Here is a 17,388-nt window from a genome sequence, read left to right on the forward strand (position 1 = left end):
TCAGCATGGTGCAGCAATTTTCAAATGATAGACTACGGACAAACCCTCCACTTGTTAGGAGAAAGATTGATTCCTTTCCTTGGATAGCAAACAATGAAATGAGGAGGAAATGTCAATTAGATTTGCTTTTGTAGTCCACTCAACTGAAAACTGCTGTAAGTCTAATGCTTGATTCTTATAGAGAGAATCGATTCAGCAAGTTTCTAGCAGGAATTGACTTATGGCTGTATTAAATAGCAACCTTCAAACTTGGTTTGCAAAAGTAACATTAACTGCTGGATTGATGGGATTAGTTACGGGTTTATACGGTGATATTTCTCTGACTGTTCCATTTTTGGACAACAACCGTTCTATTGCCCAAGTACCTCCAGTACCTCAAACACCTATCTCAAATAATTTTTGTGGGGGCATAGGAGGAGATATCAGAGTTGCTAGTGTTCAAATACCTTCTCCTGATGGAATGCTGGCTGCTAAGATATATGCCCCTGATGAGTCACTACAAACTGCCCCGTGTCCACTGATATCAATGCTTCCTGGAGGAGGAGCAGGTATTGAGAGTGTAGAGTGGGCTGCAACACGTCTGGCTGCAAACGGATACGTGGTGATCATCACCAAACCAATAAATGGCACTAGCACTTTATCCTATAACACCGCCGTCAAAAGTGGTATTGACTTTATGCTGTCTGCTGCCAATCCTTTTGTTGCGTCTACTCACGATACCGCAATTGGTGCTGCTGGTTGGTCATTAGGAGGGAGAACTCTCACTCGTACTCAAAGGGAAGATTTGAGAATTCAAGCAATAGTTGCATGGGACAACTTAGCTGTTCGCGAAAGTGGTGATGATGGATCTCCAGTTTGTACGTTCACTGGTAGCAATTACGAAACTCCTCGTGTTCCCGCGATGGGTCAAGCCTCTGAGACATGTTCTGGTTCTGAAGATTTGAAGAAAACTGCTTTCAACTGGTGGCGTCAGAATGGAGTGCCTAGTTTTGTTGCTGTGTTTTCAGGGTGGAATCACTTTGGATGGGGTCAAAAAGCCAGCAACAGTGCTTACGATCTATCGCATTACTTTACAATTGCGTGGTTTGATCGTTGGTTGAAGAATGATCTTGCTGCAACTAATCGGCTTTTAGCTCCAACTCCTAATTACAGTACATCAAGCGGAATGCCAAAGTTATCAACAGTGCTGAGTACAAAATACAATTCAGCAGCTTTCTTGGATGGCTACGATTGTCACAGCCTCCAAGAATCGTGCAGCAAATAACCTGGTTAAATTTGCTCTTCTAACAAATAAAAGATAATTGCCAAAATATTTCTCTCCCTTATTCTCTGCCAATGGAGAATTAAACAATCCCAAAATCAAAATTGGGGATCGCTCTCTACAAATTCTTCCGGATGCATTCATTAGTAAGACGGATAAAGAAATGGTAGATGCACCCGAGTTTGTAGCCTTCAGCCTCTGGCTGGGGGCTTTATTATAGCATGTTGAAAGTTATCAAAACTTCTGCCTTGGTACGGATTGAAAATTTTGGAACTTTGTTCATTTTGACCGGATGCTGTTGTTAGCATCATGGATATAGAAGAGGTAGATGCACCTTAATTGCTGCCCTCAGTCCTGCACTGAGGGTTTTTTGTAAAAATTTCTAGTTTATAATAAAAAATCAATTGCTAATTTTTTAGCGTAGAAGCTGCGGTAGTAGACTTGGAGCTACAAAAAAGACATAACCAATAAAGGCAAATAATAAAGTAGTTAAAACAGTAAATATATATCCAATACACATCAGTAAACCATCAGATTCTATTGTTGCTACTGCTAATATTAAAATACCTATAGTTGGGATAGGGTTAGTAAGAGGAACTGGTGATATTAATAACACTGCTAACCAAGAAATACAAAGTCCATTAAACCGCCAAGTGTAGGAATTATCAGCTATTTTGGACAAGCGAGGACGAGCAATTTTTTCTAGAATCCTAGTAACGCGTCGCAAATTTTGCAATAGTACATTGGCAAAAGAACGAGGAAATTTATACGTAGCTATTTTTCGCGGCAACCAAGGCGATCGCCTACCCAAAACCATCTGCATTGATAAAATCAAGCAAGCAGCACCAAATGGCCCTGTTAAGCCTGGTGGCATAGGAAATAAAAACGGTAAAACTAACAGTGCAATCACCAAATTAAAACCTCGTTCAGAAGTTTCTGCGAGGATATCTCCAAGTGACAACGGCTTTTCAGCTAACCGTTGTAACAGTAACTTGATATCTTGAGAAAATTTCAGATGCATTTGGCGTGAGGCAATGTGAGTTTTCACAGTACCAACTCTTACTAAATAAAATAAATTTCATTAGTTACCAATACAAATATTCTTACATTATTTCCGAAAATCGTAGATTGACGGGTTAGTTGATGGTTGTTGATTGTTGGTTGTTTGTAGTTAGTAGTTAGTAGTTAATTGTTGATTGTTGATTGTTGATTGCTTACTACTCCCCATCTCCCCATCCCCCACCTAGCGGGGAACAAAAACAGCTACAGCTTTAGGAATTACACGGAAATGAGCAGGGGTATAGGTGGTGATTTCACCATCTGTATTAATGGGACGAGGTTTACGAGTATATATTTCAATTTCCTGAGCTTGAAGAGCACGGACATTCCGGGCATTTATGTGTCGTCCTTGTCGCATTCTCGGCAGTAAGGGAATAATCTCCCACCAGTGCCTAATCTCTAGACTGTACAAGTCCAATCTTTGATCATCGATCATGGCATCAGGCGCTACTGCCATACCACCACCATAATATCGACCATTACCGATCGCAATTTGTACAGTTTTGACTTTAATTGATTGATCAGGTAAACGAATCTCTGCACTAAAGGGGCGAGACTCCCAAATAACTTCCAGGGCGGTAAAAGCATAAGCAAATATTCCCCAACGACGCTTTACTTCTTTAGTTAATCGCTGGGTAATCTTCACACTCAGCCCTAAACTGGCAACATTGAAAAAATATTTGCCATTAACTTCTCCTAAATCAATGCGTTGTAATTTCCCATTAGCAATCACTTTGCTAGCTTCGGGCAAAGAATTGGGAATTTTTAAAGTCCTTGCAAGATCGTTAGCAGTTCCTAAAGGTAAGATTCCCAAAGGTAAATTAGTTTCCACCAAAGTATCTACCGCAGCGTTAAGAGTGCCATCACCGCCACCAACAATTACCAAATCAACTTGATGTTGGTATCTCCTAATTACGTCTGAAAAGTGCTGAGGATTTTCTGCGGATGCTGCAATCAACTCAAATCCTTGTTCTACAAGACAACTCATCACTTCTGACAAACGCTTTTGTCCTTGGCGGGATTGACGATTTACTAACAGCAGTGCGCGCCGATTCATGGGTAGTACTTTTTATCGCTTATACGTCAAAATATTCACATACTGCCCACACCTTTTGAAATTTGCTTTCAGACTGTGCAGGTATTTTTATGAAAAATGCAAATCATTCAGTTTTTATACGCCTATTATATAAGTTCTCTTGTTACTTTTCAGGATTAGTTTTATTTAGCTTAATGTTACTAATTATCAGTGCATTTATACCTAGAAAATTGGGTAATTACTCACACGATAATTGTGACATGCAAATTTGTGTTTCTAATACAGGTATTCACACAAATATTATAGTGCCAACAAAAAATAATATTTATAATTGGCACAAATTTCTATCTATCGGCGAAGTTGGTATAGATACTGCTCAAGATTACAATTATATAAGTTTTGGTTGGGGAGACAGAGATTTTTATATGTTAACTCCTGCTTTATCTGATTTAAAATTATCTACTACTTTTAAAGCATTATTTCTTCCTACTCCCTCTGTAATGTATGTTAAAGGGTATCAATCAATACCAAATGATTTAGATGTTAAATGTATCCAAGTTAGCAAAAATGACTATTTACAATTAGTGGAGTATATTCAAGCTAGTTTTCAGCTAGATGCAAAGGGTGAAAAAGTTCGCTTGGGAAACGGTCATACCATCAATGCAGGCTTTTATGCAGCAGTTGGTAGTTACTCGATCTTGCAAAATTGTAATTCTTGGACAGCAACAGCTTTGAGAAAAGCTGACATTAATACTCCCCTTTGGGATGGAATATCATCTGCTATTATGTTGCACCTTAGAGATACTTGTAATTAATTAGAAGGCAGAGGGCAGTACATATGAAACAAGTTTTAACGCGAAGAATGAAAGTGGATTTTTTGCCATTTCCTGTTAAGATTTGCCGAGCTTCAAGTCTAGAGTGTAGATGATCAGAGGATTTGAATTATTAGCTAGACTCAATGATTATGTAAATTAAAAATACAATAACTGATGTTCAAATACATAATATAATAAACTCACTAGATTATATTGCTTAACCAAATTAACATAAAAATGAATTTTTTAAATATATTTTTTTGATTTACCAATTACTAATCTAATAGCAGTAATTTAATAAAATTCTGTTTTATTTGATTGAATAAAAAGGTAAAAGAAAGAAGTAATTCATTAGTTTACTTACTTACCTTTCACCTTAAAGTTGAGGTTAACCCTGATTGTGTTGGCAAAGTGGTGGAAAAACCACTTACTGAGAATTGTAATCACAAGTGCAAAAGATGTTGCATCACTTTTTATCTATGTAAATGATTGTATTTAACGAAGATTTAGATAACTTGTAGAAATTTAAGCTAGTAGTAGCAAAAAAATCAAGACTCAATAATTCTAAGAACTAGTTTAATTACAACAGCTTCTGTCAAGATAGTTGCTCAAGCGATCGCACAACTAGAGCAAACAGTGAGCCTAACGCAGAGATTGATAGCGATCGCATACTTAGAAAGAGCGATTCCAATGCTTAAGCGTGAATACACATCCCTTTTCCCTTCCTTCTGCCATCTGCCTTCTGCCCTCTGCCTTATTCAAAATCGGTACAACAACTAAATTTAATACGAATTCATCCATCAGTTATACGGGTTAATCAGTAAAGTACCCCCATTAGTTAGAGGAGTAAGAAATTTGAAACGAATAGGCTGGAGTAGGGAACATCCAAAACAAAGGAGGGACAAACTGTCAATCACAACCAATCGTCATCAGCTCACTAGAAACTGTTCTAATTAGTGCCTTTTCATTAAAAAAAGATATCGCAGACTTAAATTATGAAGTGAATTCTTAAGCCTGCGGCAGCGGCGAAGCCGTACATTCTTTTTCGGTCAGGAGAGGGTGAAAACTATGGTATTCAAAGACCGAACTGCGGCAGGGCAACTGTTAGCCCCACAACTAGCAGCTTATGCTAACCGAAAAGATGTAATCGTATTAGCACTACCACGAGGTGGTGTACCTGTTGCTTTTGAAATTGCCTGCAAAATCAATGCTCCACTAGACGTTTTTCTTGTTCGTAAACTGGGTGTGCCTGGACATGAGGAGTTGGCGATGGGAGCAATTGCTTCTGGCGGGGTGCAAGTACTCAATGAAGCAGTAGTACAAATGTTAGGTCTATCCCAAAAAGTAATTGAACGGGTTGCAGTCCAAGAGCAACAAGAATTGAACAGACGTGAGCGTCTTTATCGAAATGACCGACCTTTCCCAGTTTTACATGAACGCACTATTATTTTAGTGGATGATGGTTTAGCCACAGGTACAACAATGCGGGCTGCGGTGGTAGCACTACAGCAACAGCAACCTGCTCGACTTGTGGTTGCCGTGCCAGTCTCATCACCAGAGGCTTGCCAGGAGATGCAAAAATTAGTAGACGAAATCGTGTGTCTAGAAACGCCCCATCCCTTTTACAGCGTTGGTCTTTGGTATCAAGACTTTCCCCAAGTCAGCGATGAAGAAGTTCGCGATTTGCTCAAACGAGCTACTAATAACAATCAACACTCAATAGTTAGTAACTAAAGCAAGCAGCATTTTATATTCAAAACTCAAAACTTACACCGCAGACAGAAGAAAAACAGTTGATCTTCTACTTGTCAACTGATTGAGGAGAGAGCAACAGCCATGCCATTTGAACAATTTGCAGAAGATACTCAGGCTTACGGGTATGCAACTGGTGTTGGACTGAGTAAGTCCTGTGAGGAAGAGGTAGTCAGCCAACTCAAGGAATTGCAACGTCGGAGTGCTGAGTATGCCAAGCAAGATGGTCGGGTAGCCGAAGATGAGTTTTTCTACGCTCAACAGAATGCCAGACTTGTGAAAAACGCTGAGGAATATTACCGCTCAATGTTTCGTGGACGAGTATCGTCATGGAATTTGCGCGATCGCCACATGAGTGAAACTTTAGATCAACTCGTGGCTCACCTAGATCGCCAGGGACGGCAAACCAAAGTCGTTGTCTGGGAACACAATTCCCATTTAGGAGATGCACGGGCAACAGATATGGCACAAGCGGGTGAAGTGAATGTTGGTCAACTAGTGCGGGAACTATATGGTGATGAGGTTGTGCTAATTGGTTTTACCACCTACACAGGTACAGTAACCGCTGCTACAAATTGGGATGAACCTGCTCAACTCAAGCAAATTCTTCCTGCCTTGCCAGGAAGTTACGAAGATATATTTCATCAAACAGGTTTGCCTCAGTTTTTACTAAACTTCAGGGATAAAAATCCGGTGATTAGCGTTTTGCGAGAGCCTCGATTGGAGCGAGCTATTGGCGTGATTTATCGACCCCAAACTGAACGTGCCAGTCATTACTTTTATGCTTGGCTTCCGGAGCAATTTGATGCTGTCATCCACATTGATGATACCAGAGGAGTAGAGCCGCTAGACCGAATGGCTGAACACGAAACAAGGGAAGTGCCAGAAACATTTCCTTCTGGTTTTTAGTGAAAAAAATTAATCAAAAACTATTAAAAACTATTAAAGTTATGCATCTTCACAGTCCTGCATTTTTTACAGGGAACAGCATTCCATTCCAATACACCTGCGATGGTGATAATCTCTCTCCTCCTTTGAGTTGGGATAGTCCACCTAATGGTACTGTCAGTTTTGCTCTCATTGTGGAAGACCCTGATGCACCGAAGAAAACATTTACCCACTGGGTTGTATATAATTTACCAGCTCATATTGAGTATTTATCAGAAGGTGTTGTCAATCATGCCACATTACCCGATGGTGGTGTGCAGGGGAAAAATGATTTTGGTCAATTGGGATTTGGTGGCCCCTGCCCACCTAGCGGTACTCATCGCTACTTCTTCAAACTCTATGCACTGGATCAAATGCTAGATTTGCCACCGGGAGCTAGTAAGGCAGACGTACTCGCAGCGATGGAAGGTCACGTCTTAGAGGCTGCCGAGTTAATGGGACGCTACGCTCGGCAAAGCTAATGGTTCACCTTTAGTCCTATTTCCGTAGGAGAGTAATAATGGCTACCATTGAAGAATTGCAAGCATGGCATGAGTTGGCACAACAATTGCGGGTTGATAGTATTCGTGCCACCACAGCAGCTGGATCGGGTCATCCCACCTCCTCTATGTCCGCCGCAGACCTGATGGCAGTGCTGCTTGCTAAATATCTCCGTTACGACTTCAGCAATCCACACGACCCCAACAACGATCACCTGGTTTTCTCCAAAGGACATGCATCACCGCTGTTGTATGCAATGTATCGCGCAGCAGGGGTAATTGACGATCGCGAGTTGATGTCCCTTCGCAAGTTTGGCAGTCGCCTCGAAGGACATCCAACTCCAATACTGCCTTGGGTGGAAGTAGCAACAGGTTCACTGGGCCAGGGTCTACCGATCGCTGTTGGTATTGCTTTGGCTGGCGAATATTTAGACCAGCTACCTTACCATACTTGGGTCTTGTTAGGGGATAGTGAAATGGCGGAAGGTTCCATATGGGAGGCCTTTGAACACGCAAATCACTACAAACTGGCCAATTTGATTGCGATCATTGATGTCAACCGCTTGGGGCAGCGAGGCCAAACCATGTTAGGTTGGAACACTCAAGTGTACTGCGATCGCGCCAGGGCTTTTGGCTGGAAAGCTATTGAAATCGATGGTCACAATTTAGAAGAGATTGATCAAGCATACTCAGCAGCCATAAATAACCTCGACTATCCTACAGTCATAGTGGCTCGGACAAAGAAGGGGAAAGGTGTTGCACATTTAGAAGACCTTGGCGGTTGGCATGGTCAGGCATTGAAACCCGACGATGCTAAGGCAGCGATCGCCCAATTGGGTGGTGAACGTCACATCACTATTGCCGTCGAGAAGCCTGAGGAGCAAACTCTAACAGCTACAACAGGACGACAGGCTCAAACTCTCCAACTTCCCGTCTACCAAGAAGGTGATTTAGTGGCAACTCGTAAAGCTTACGGAGATGCCTTAAAAGCTTTAGGAGGATCTCGACCGGATGTGGTTGCTCTTGATGCTGAGGTAAGTAACTCCACTTATGCTGAAGATTTTGCCAAAGCTTACCCTGATCACTACTTTGAAATGTACATTGCTGAGCAGCAAATGGTTGCCGCAGCAGTTGGTTTGCAAGTGCGGCAGTATAAACCCTTTGCTTCTACTTTTGCAGCGTTCTTAAGTCGGGCTTACGATTTTATCCGTATGGCTGCCATCTCTCGTGCCAATATCAAACTTGTTGGTTCTCATGCAGGAGTTTCGATTGGTCAAGATGGCCCTTCCCAAATGGCACTGGAAGATTTGGCTGCTTTGCGGGCAGTGTGGAATAGTACTGTACTCTACCCCTGCGATGCCAATCAAACTGCTAAACTTGTCGCTGAAATGGTAGATTGTGATGGCATTGTCTATCTGCGGACAACGCGGGAAAAGACACCTGTTCTCTATGAAGCTGATGAAGATTTTTCCATTGGTGGCAGCAAGGTCATCCGCAGTTCCGATAGCGATCAAGCAGCAGTCATTGCAGCAGGTATTACGGTACATGAAGCACTCAAAGCTTATGATCGCCTCAAACAGGAAGGTATAACAGTGCGTGTCATCGATGCTTACTCAGTCAAGCCAATTGATGCTACAACCCTACATCAGGCTGCCCGTGATACTGCTGGCAAACTTGTTGTAGTAGAAGACCACTGGAGGGAAGGTGGACTGGGTGCTGCTGTTCTTGATGCTTTTGTAGGCATAGGTACAGCTCCAGCTTATGGTGAATGGGGGCTGAACCTAGTGAAATTGGCAGTAAGAGATATGCCAGGATCAGGCACTCCCGAAGAACTACTCCATGCAGCACAAATTGACGCAGATGCTATTGTCAAGGCAGTGCGATCGCTTGTCAAACAAGCAGCTTGGATGCCAACGGAGTAATACCTGGCGCTTAGGGACTTCCTGTTGAGGAAGGTTTGTTTGCTCATTACATAGGAGGCAATGCGTATATTATGGCAATCAAAGAACAGTTCAATAAATTTGATGAGCTACTATCTAGCTCAAAATTCCCCCTGTTAGTAGTTTTTTCTGCTCCTTGGTGTGGTCCTTCTTACCTAATGGACTCTATTCTGGAGCAAGTGAATTCGCAAATGAAACAACAACTCCAGATTGTCAAAATCGATAGTGAAAAATATCCTGATTTGGCGAATCAGTATCAAGTTCATGCCCTACCAGCAATGGTGCTTTTTAGGAATGGTCAGCCTGTGGAGTTAATTGAAGCAGAAAGAATTGAAGATTTAATCTCAGCAGAACACCTTATCCAACGTCTGCAACCTTTAGTCCAGCAACAGTAGAACTATGACCAATATTATCAATTAGACATCACTTGGTTTGTTAAACAACTCCAAAATCTGCCTGCAAAACTGCTTCAGCTTTTCGCTTATATCTTCTGAAGGCTGGGTTGCACCTACAAAATTCCAATTTTCTATGGTTGACAGTCGCCACTGTTCACCCAAGTGGCTAAATCCTGCTACTTCCACACCAATTGCACGACGTAAATTACTTACAGGATCTTGGTAAAAACGGATCTGAATTAAGATACTGCGGCTACGCCATGATCTACTTACCCCAGGAAAGTGAAAGCCGATATCTATGGAATCTGGATCGATTAACTCTCTGGTTTCTGGGTCATTTGTCCACGGTTTGAGATCCGATCTAGCATCAGGGAACTGAAATTTAAATAAATTAACAGCTGTAGCAATCTTGCTGGCAAGTTCTAAGTTAGTTCCCATTTCAGCTGCGTTCACGAAAACACTCTCCCCACTTTGTGTTTACTAATGGACGATGCGACGAAATTAAAACCGCCAGAAGGCTCTTCTATATGGAGTTTCAGCCTATCAATATCTTGATCTTTTTGGCAAATTTCTAGTTAGGCTTTCTTAACAATATTTATCTTAGAGTTATATTGTGGTCTAGACTACTTATTTTAAGTAATTATACTCAAAATATCAAGACAAAAAAAGAATTTCGCCAAAATCCCTTGCTAATCAGAACAAGATGTTACGCGCTCCGATCTAAAATGGCACTGTTAATCGGTAACACGTAAGCTTAGTTTATGGCGCGTCAACGCTCACTCTTGTCACTAGTCCTAGTTCTTTTAGCAACATTTCTGATCAGCTGTGGTGGCCCTACTGTAGCTACAGCACCTCCAACTTATACCCCCACACAGATCGAGAAAATTCAGGGATACCTGCCTAAAATCGAAGCTGTGCGCGATCGCTCTGACGAACTCAAAGAGCTGATCCAAGATAACAATTGGGTAAATGTTGGTAATTTTATCCACGGCCCTATGGCAGAAGCAAGGCTAAACATGACTTACATCATTCCTAACCTTCTGCCTCAAGATCAACCAAAAGCACGTCAAGTGGCGCGAGACATGTTTAACCATCTGGTTCAAATTGATCAAGCCACTGAATCTGCTAATTCTCTCAAAGCTTTGAGTAATACCAAGGCTGCATTTGCAGATATTGACAATTTCCTGAATTTGCTTCCAGAAGCTAGCACTTCAGCAGAAGCTGGTTAATGTTTAGGATGGGGATAGGGGATCAGGAATCAGAGATCAGCATGGGGCATTGGGCAACAAGTCAGAAGGTTCTTCATTTTGAATTTTGAATTGATATGTTCCTCTTATGCCCGTTGCCCCTAATCCCCACCAGGGGGCTGGTGAGTTCCCCAATCCCTGATCCCCGATCCCCGATCCCTTCTTAAAAACCATGAATGTAGTTATTATCGGTTGTGGTGCAGTTGGAGCTGCGATCGCCTATGAACTTAGTCTAGTCAAAGGGCTTAATATTACAGTTTTCGATAAACAACCACCCGCACAAGCTTCTACAGGGGCAGCGTTGGGTGTGTTAATGGGTATCATCAGTCATAAGATCAAAGGAAAAGCTTGGCGGTTGCGTCAAACTAGCATCCAACGCTACGAAAGCCTAATTCCAGAACTAGAGGAACTTACAAATCGCAAGATTCCTTTTAACCGTCAAGGAATTCTGATGCTGTTGACGGAGAATGCAGATGCTTCTGTAGCAGATGAAGAAATCTCACACTGGGAAAAACTAACCGAAATTCGCCACACTCAACGATACCAGCTAGAAATTTGGGATACTGCTAAACTAAAAAATATCTGTCCCCAGATAGATGCCAAAAATATTATCGCTGCTATTTATTCTCCCCAAGACCGCCAACTAGACCCGACAGCGCTAACGTTGGCTTTAGTTGCAGCTGCCCAAAACAACGGTGTAACTTTCAAATTTGGTGTGAATGTTTTAGGCATAAACCCACCACCTCACAACAAGGATATTTGCCAGCAACTAGAGACAACTGAGGGGAAAATAGCAGCAGATTGGTTTGTAGTTGCTGCTGGACTGGGTTCATCACCATTAGCTGCACAATTAAACCATCCCGTTGACATTCGTCCTGTACTTGGGCAAGCTTTGCAACTACGATTAGGACATTCTTTAGGTAATCCTGATTTTCAGCCAGTCATCACTGGTAATGATGTGCATATAGTTCCTGTGGGTAATGGAGATTACTGGGTAGGTGCAACGGTTGAGTTTCCCACAAATGGCAGTCATGAGATACCACCCAACACAGAATTGCTTGAGTCTGTAAAACAACAAGCAATCGCCTTCTGTCCAGATTTAGCAAAAGCCACCACTATCCGCACTTGGTCTGGTTTGCGTCCCCGCCCCGAAGGACGCCCCGCCCCTGTGATCGAGAAATTACCAGGTTTTAATAACGTCCTGCTTGCTACCGGACACTATCGTAATGGCATTTTACTTGCACCCGCCACTGCTGACGCGATTCGTGAGATGATTATCTCTAATTAGAAAAAAAGCAGGTTTGTAGTAAGCACTGAAGCGCTTAAATATTTAAGGACTAAAGTCTTTACTACAAACCCATTTATTTTATTGACGCCCTTGCATTTTTAATAAAATGTCTATAACAGAACATAAAACTACCGTAGATTCACGAGAATGGTTTTACAGATTAGCAGAACCAATTGGTAGAACTGATTTATTACCAGTTTTATTGCTACATGGTTTAGTCTCGCAGAGTTACAGTTGGCGTAAGATTTTACCCGCATTAGCACAACAAGGAACAAAAGCGATCGCACCAGATTGGATTGGTTTTGGTTTTTCCTCTAAACCTGAAAAAAGAGATTTTGCTTATACTCCCGATGCATTTATTACAGCTTTAGAAGGATTTGTTCAAGCTTTAGAATTAAAACGTTTTTCTTTAGTTGTGCAAGGTTTTTTAGGTTCTGTAGGGCTGCAATATGCCTTACGTCATCCAGAACAAATTGCCAATATTACTATACTCAATACACCAATTTCTAGCACTGTTAAATTACCTTGGAAAATTCAACAAATGGGTCTACCTTTGGCAGGTGAAATGATGACCCAAGACCCCCTTTTAGTAGACCGAACTTTAGAAGGTGGTAGCCGTTATGTCATTCCTGACAAAGATTTAGATGTTTACCGTCAACCATTCTTGAAAACATCTGCTGCTGGACGCGCACTTCTATCAACAATTCGCAATTTACAACTAGCAAAAGCCATGTCTGAAATCGAAACTGGTTTCAAAGATTGGCAACAACCAATATTAATTCAATGGGGAGTGATTGACCCTTGGTTGAATGTAGATATAGCAGAAAATTTTGCTAAATCTGTACCAAATGGAGAATTAGTCAAATTAAATAATGTTGGGCATTATCCACAAGAGCATTACCACGAAACTATTTTGCAAGATTTGTTGCCCTTTGTGCGTCGTGCTGAGTCTAGTTGATGAATAATCAGGCTGAACCTACTCAGCGATCGCATTTTGCAAGTTAGGGAAATGGGTTAGATGTTCAAAGCGAACACAGATACACATAGATAAACACAGATTTTGCGATCGCTACTAAGCACTACATCCTAAATTGTTGAGTGATGCTTGAAAGTGCCAATTTCTTTACCTTGGAGATTCCACAACTTGGTTGTGTTGTCAAATGATGCAGTCGCAATCGTTTTGCCATCTGAGTTAAACACCACGTTTATTTGTCGTTACAAATGACCAATGACAAAAAACACAATAGATTACGGTTTGCTGAAAATTTACCCAAAATTGTGAGTTACCCTCCATAATGAGGTCAAAGAAAGCAATCCACAATTAATTAACGGTGTTCCCGTGATTGGAATTGTTATTGTTTCTCACAGCAGACGGCTAGCAGAAGGTGTGCGAGAACTTGCATTACAGATGGTTCAAGGCCATGTTCCCATCGCTTTAGCAGCAGGAATTGATGATCCAGCAAATCCTCTAGGTACGGATGCAATGCAGGTTTATGAGGCGATCGCATCTGTATATAGTGATGATGGTGTGTTGGTGCTGATGGATCTCGGTAGCGCCTTGATGAGTGCAGAAATGGCGCTAGAGTTTTTCCCCAGCGAACAACAACAGCACATACATCTGTGTGCAGCGCCTCTAGTTGAAGGTGCGATCGCCGCAGTAGTTGCGGCCTCATCTAACAGTGATATTCAATGGGTAATTACGGAAGTACAGGAGGCGTTAGTAGCAAAAGCAACTCAGTTAGGTTTGGCTGATTGTCATTTGTCATCAGTTATTAGTGAAGAACCAATGATTAATGACAAGGGACACACAAGCCAAATCAGTTTGACTGTCAGTAATAGATTTGGATTGCACGCCCGACCGGCAGCTCAATTTGTCAGCTGTGCCGCCCGATTTCAATCACAAATTAAAGTAAGGAATGTTACTAAAGGTAGTGATTTTGTCCGTGCTGACAGTATCAACCAAGTAGGAATGTTAGGAGTACGTCAAGGGGACGAAATAGTCATTACTGCTACTGGACTAGATGCAGAAGAAGCACTAGCCGCATTACAAACACTAGTCACCACCAACTTCGGCGAAGACAAAACTCCTCCCCCCACTTCTGCCACTCCCCCCACCTCTGACACCCCCACTCTCTCCTCTCTCCAAGGCATCCCCGCTTCCCCTGGAGTCGCGATCGCACCTTGTTTTCGCTATCGCAAAATACCCATTACCTGGGATCCAACTACTTCTATAGAAGAACTACCGCACTATAACGTAGATAATACTAGAGAAGAGTGGCAACGTTTACAAACAGCATTGCATACTGCTCAACAAGAAATTCAAACTTTGCTGTCTCACTCTTCTATTCAAATTGGTGATGCGGAAGCTGCTATTTTTGATGCTCATTTGTTATTTTTGGCAGATCCAACTTTGCTGGAGGCGTCACAGCAACGCATTTTCACCCAGCACCTCAATGCTGAAGCTGTTTGGCAAGGAGTGATTAATGAGGTAGCAAGCAACTATCGCCGTCTTGATGATCCCTATTTACAAGAACGAATCGCCGATGTTGTTGATGTGGGACAGCGAGTATTGCGTGTATTATCAGGTACTCCGATGACGATTGTGGATGTACCCCAACCTGCGATTTTAGTTGCGGCTGATCTGACTCCCTCAGATACAGCTAGCTTAGATCCAACAAGAGTTTTGGGCATTTGTATCACGGCTGGTAGTGCCACATCACACACTGCCATTCTTGCCCGTTCTTTAGGTATTCCGGCTATTGTTGGTTTACCACCAGAAATATTACAGCTTACCGACGGCACACAGCTAGCTATTGATGGAGAGACGGGTAGAGTTTGGGTGAAACCAGAACCAGAAACCCTGGTAGCACTTCAGACAAAGCGAGATGCACACCACACAACCCAGCAACAAGCAATAACTATTGCTCACCAACCCGGCATGACTCGCGATCGCCACCCAATCAATGTATTCGCAAATGTAAGTAGTATCAATCATACACAACAAGCTGTGAATTATGGTGCAGAAGGTGTGGGACTACTGCGCACGGAATTTCTGTATCTCAATCGCACTACTGCTCCCACTGAAGAACAGCAACTAGAAGTTTACCAGGCGATCGGGCAAATTTTGGAGCACCGTCCTTTGATTATTCGTACTCTCGATATCGGTGGAGATAAATCAATTCCTTATTTGGGTGTGGGTTTAGAATCCAATCCTTTTTTGGGTTGGCGTGGGATTCGTTTTTGTTTAGATCGTCCCCTAGTGTTGAAAACCCAATTAAGGGCTATTTTACGAGCTAGCTTTCGCCATCAAATCAAAATTATGTTTCCCATGATTGCAACTGTTGCCGAAATCCAAGCAGCAAAGGCAATATTGACTGAGGTACAAGGGGAACTACGTCAGGCTGGTATCCCTTTTGATGAGGCGATGCAAATAGGGATCATGGTAGAAGTACCATCAGCAGTCACCATTGCCAACCAATTAGCTAGGGAAGTAGACTTTTTCAGTATTGGTACTAATGATCTCAGTCAATACGTGATGGCAGCAGATCGCACTAATCCCAAGGTAGCAAATTTAGCCGATGCCTTACATCCAGCAGTGTTATGCATGATCCAGCAAACCGTCGAGGCTGCACATGCTGCTGGTATCTGGGTGGGGTTGTGTGGTGAAATCGCAGCAGATCCCTTAGCAGCACCAATTTTATTAGGCTTGGGACTAGATGAAGTGAGTCTCAATCCCCAAGCTATTCCTGCATTTAAAGGTGCGATCGCTCAATTGACAATGCCACAAGCACAAGCGATCGTCACAGCAGCCTTGCAACAAGATTCTGCTACTAAAGTCAGAGAAATTGTCAATTATGAATTATGAATTACTTAATAATTTCTTTTTCACTTTACTTAGTATTGTCTGTAGACGCATTTTTGCCAAATACGTTTTTGTAAGGTTCTTGATATTACCAGAATGATGTTTTTTATGGTCAAAAAACTCATTTAATTCATCTAAAATTACTTGTAAACGTTTGATAATATTTTCATTTCGATATTCTGCCAAAAAACCTTCTGGTAGTATCGATGGTGTCCAATGTGTCAGTAGTTTGAGAATGCGTTGAAGATCATATTCTTTTGAATACCCAGCTATTTTATAGCAATTAAAGCCGGGATCTAAGTAATCAGATAGCCCACCGTTAATACTAGAAAAAACCTGACACCCACAAGTGAGAGCTTCCATTGGTTGTAAGCCAAACCCTTCACTCACACCTTGCTGTGCCCAGTATTCAGCAGAATCATAGAGATAAATTTTAGCTCGATTAAAAAGTCCTGGTAAATCCTCGACATAGGAATCAACAACAAAAACTCGGCATTTTTGTTGTAAGGCTGGAATCAATTCCTGCATTAAATATTGCGAAGACTTCCGAGCCTGAACTAACACATCAATATCTCTTTCCAAGTGGAAATTTTGAAATTCGTTGCCAATTTGATTGGGTAAATAATATATTAGCGAATGAGGTGAATATTGTCCCCAATATCCCATTGTATTCCGGCTAACCGTAATGATAGGAATACTTGCAGGTAATTTAAATCCATAACCTGCACTATGGGCATGATAAACAACATTATATTGCTTGAGCTTCGTAGCAAGTCGAGCTACATCAAATCCCCAGCTGATCACAAAAATAACATCATCTAAATTTTTCTCTTGTAACAAGTCATCAATAAAAAGTTTTCCTTCTTCTCTTTGACGATAGGTGATAACATCAGCATGACAAAGATGCTTGGCAAGATTAAATGTTTTTAATTCTGCCCAAAGCCCACCACAAGCAAACTTTCTATCTGTTCCAGGAAGTAAAAAGTAAAGCTTTCTCATTAGCTAAATTGTTGGTGGTTGGTGGTTGGTTGTTGGTGGTTGGTTGTTGGTTGTTGGTTGTTGGTTGTTGGTTGTTGGTTGTTGGTGGTTGGTGGTTGGTGGTTGGTTGTTGGTTGGGAATTAATTACATCGTTTTGTCTTCCTTGTCTCCCGTGTCCCCCCATCTCCCCATCTCCCCATCTCCCCATTGCCCCTAATCCCCACTCCCTGTCGGTCGCGGGGGCCGGTGAGTTCCCCATTGCCCCCCAACCCCACAAAGTGGGGACCCCTAGCCCCCACTTGCCCCTAATCCCCACTCCCTGTCGGT

General features: G+C 42.0%; 17 protein-coding genes and 1 pseudogene. 12 read left to right on the forward strand and 6 right to left on the reverse strand.

Going from position 1 to position 17,388, the window contains the following annotated elements; all coding sequences use genetic code 11:
• Positions 1–220: 220 nt before the first annotated feature.
• Together UYI_RS0108510 and UYI_RS0108515 are read left to right on the forward strand one after the other, a co-directional pair.
• The gene (locus UYI_RS0108510) at positions 221–1,264 is read left to right on the forward strand and encodes an alpha/beta hydrolase family protein (RefSeq protein WP_016866254.1); all 1,044 of its coding nucleotides are present in this window, start codon (positions 221–223) and stop codon (positions 1,262–1,264) included.
• 37 nt (positions 1,265–1,301) lie between these two features.
• The gene (locus UYI_RS0108515; protein ID WP_016866255.1) at positions 1,302–1,481 is read left to right on the forward strand and encodes a hypothetical protein; all 180 of its coding nucleotides are present in this window, start codon (positions 1,302–1,304) and stop codon (positions 1,479–1,481) included.
• Between the two features lie 195 nt (positions 1,482–1,676).
• On the opposite strand, the gene UYI_RS0108520 is transcribed toward UYI_RS0108515, so the two are convergent.
• A complete protein-coding gene (locus UYI_RS0108520; protein ID WP_026085829.1) occupies positions 1,677–2,282 on the reverse strand; it encodes an exopolysaccharide biosynthesis protein in 606 nt (201 codons plus the stop codon).
• 222 nt (positions 2,283–2,504) lie between these two features.
• Positions 2,505–3,377 carry a lipid kinase gene (locus UYI_RS0108525; protein ID WP_016866257.1) on the reverse strand — a complete coding sequence of 291 codons (873 nt, stop codon included), beginning with the start codon at positions 3,375–3,377 and terminating at the stop codon, positions 2,505–2,507.
• Between the two features lie 89 nt (positions 3,378–3,466).
• Between UYI_RS0108525 and UYI_RS0108530 the strand changes: the two genes are divergently transcribed.
• From UYI_RS0108530 to UYI_RS0108555, 6 genes are all read left to right on the forward strand, one after another.
• The gene (locus tag UYI_RS0108530; protein WP_016866258.1) at positions 3,467–4,171 is read left to right on the forward strand and encodes a TIGR02117 family protein; all 705 of its coding nucleotides are present in this window, start codon (positions 3,467–3,469) and stop codon (positions 4,169–4,171) included.
• Positions 4,172–5,239: 1,068 nt separating this feature from the next.
• Positions 5,240–5,905: a phosphoribosyltransferase gene (locus UYI_RS0108535; RefSeq protein ID WP_016866259.1), complete on the forward strand. Its 666-nt coding sequence runs from the start codon at positions 5,240–5,242 to the stop codon at positions 5,903–5,905.
• 102 nt (positions 5,906–6,007) lie between these two features.
• Positions 6,008–6,832: an erythromycin esterase family protein gene (locus UYI_RS32245; RefSeq protein ID WP_016866260.1), complete on the forward strand. Its 825-nt coding sequence runs from the start codon at positions 6,008–6,010 to the stop codon at positions 6,830–6,832.
• 41 nt (positions 6,833–6,873) lie between these two features.
• Positions 6,874–7,332: a YbhB/YbcL family Raf kinase inhibitor-like protein gene (locus UYI_RS0108545; RefSeq protein WP_026085830.1), complete on the forward strand. Its 459-nt coding sequence runs from the start codon at positions 6,874–6,876 to the stop codon at positions 7,330–7,332.
• 38 nt (positions 7,333–7,370) lie between these two features.
• The gene (locus UYI_RS0108550) at positions 7,371–9,272 is read left to right on the forward strand and encodes a transketolase (protein ID WP_016866262.1); all 1,902 of its coding nucleotides are present in this window, start codon (positions 7,371–7,373) and stop codon (positions 9,270–9,272) included.
• Positions 9,273–9,343: 71 nt separating this feature from the next.
• The gene (locus tag UYI_RS0108555; protein WP_016866263.1) at positions 9,344–9,685 is read left to right on the forward strand and encodes a thioredoxin family protein; all 342 of its coding nucleotides are present in this window, start codon (positions 9,344–9,346) and stop codon (positions 9,683–9,685) included.
• Positions 9,686–9,706: 21 nt separating this feature from the next.
• Here the strand turns inward: UYI_RS0108555 and UYI_RS0108560 are convergent, their stop codons facing one another.
• Positions 9,707–10,138, reverse strand: a complete 432-nt coding sequence (locus tag UYI_RS0108560) for a hypothetical protein (RefSeq protein ID WP_016866264.1) — start codon at positions 10,136–10,138, stop codon at positions 9,707–9,709.
• A gap of 308 nt (positions 10,139–10,446) precedes the next feature.
• Between UYI_RS0108560 and psbQ the strand changes: the two genes are divergently transcribed.
• The 3 genes from psbQ (at position 10,447) to UYI_RS0108580 (ending at position 13,178) form a co-directional block, all read left to right on the forward strand.
• Complete coding sequence (gene psbQ / locus UYI_RS0108565) at positions 10,447–10,914, forward strand: photosystem II protein PsbQ (protein ID WP_016866265.1); 468 nt, start codon at positions 10,447–10,449, stop codon at positions 10,912–10,914.
• 190 nt (positions 10,915–11,104) lie between these two features.
• Complete coding sequence (locus UYI_RS0108575) at positions 11,105–12,220, forward strand: NAD(P)/FAD-dependent oxidoreductase (protein WP_016866267.1); 1,116 nt, start codon at positions 11,105–11,107, stop codon at positions 12,218–12,220.
• 106 nt (positions 12,221–12,326) lie between these two features.
• On the forward strand, positions 12,327–13,178 hold the full coding sequence (locus tag UYI_RS0108580) for an alpha/beta fold hydrolase (RefSeq protein WP_016866268.1): 852 nt from the start codon (positions 12,327–12,329) through the stop codon (positions 13,176–13,178).
• Positions 13,179–13,306: 128 nt separating this feature from the next.
• Here the strand turns inward: UYI_RS0108580 and UYI_RS40170 are convergent, their stop codons facing one another.
• Positions 13,307–13,423, reverse strand: coding sequence for a hypothetical protein (locus tag UYI_RS40170; protein WP_407636588.1), 117 nt, complete (start codon positions 13,421–13,423; stop codon positions 13,307–13,309).
• 136 nt (positions 13,424–13,559) lie between these two features.
• On the opposite strand from UYI_RS40170, the gene ptsP reads away from it, so the two are divergent.
• Entirely contained in the window at positions 13,560–16,085 is a 2,526-nt protein-coding gene (ptsP, locus tag UYI_RS0108585) for a phosphoenolpyruvate--protein phosphotransferase (protein ID WP_016866269.1), read from the forward strand.
• Here the strand turns inward: ptsP and UYI_RS0108590 are convergent.
• Both UYI_RS0108590 and UYI_RS32250 read right to left on the reverse strand, forming a co-directional pair.
• On the reverse strand, positions 16,080–17,081 hold the full coding sequence (locus UYI_RS0108590; RefSeq protein ID WP_016866270.1) for a glycosyltransferase: 1,002 nt from the start codon (positions 17,079–17,081) through the stop codon (positions 16,080–16,082). The genes ptsP and UYI_RS0108590 overlap by 6 nt on opposite strands.
• Positions 17,081–17,388: pseudogene (locus tag UYI_RS32250) on the reverse strand (hypothetical protein); the annotation flags it as partial. The pseudogene UYI_RS32250 and the gene UYI_RS0108590, both read right to left, overlap by 1 nt.

The organism is Fischerella muscicola PCC 7414, assembly GCF_000317205.1.
GTDB classification, from domain to species: Bacteria; Cyanobacteriota; Cyanobacteriia; order Cyanobacteriales; family Nostocaceae; genus Fischerella; species Fischerella muscicola.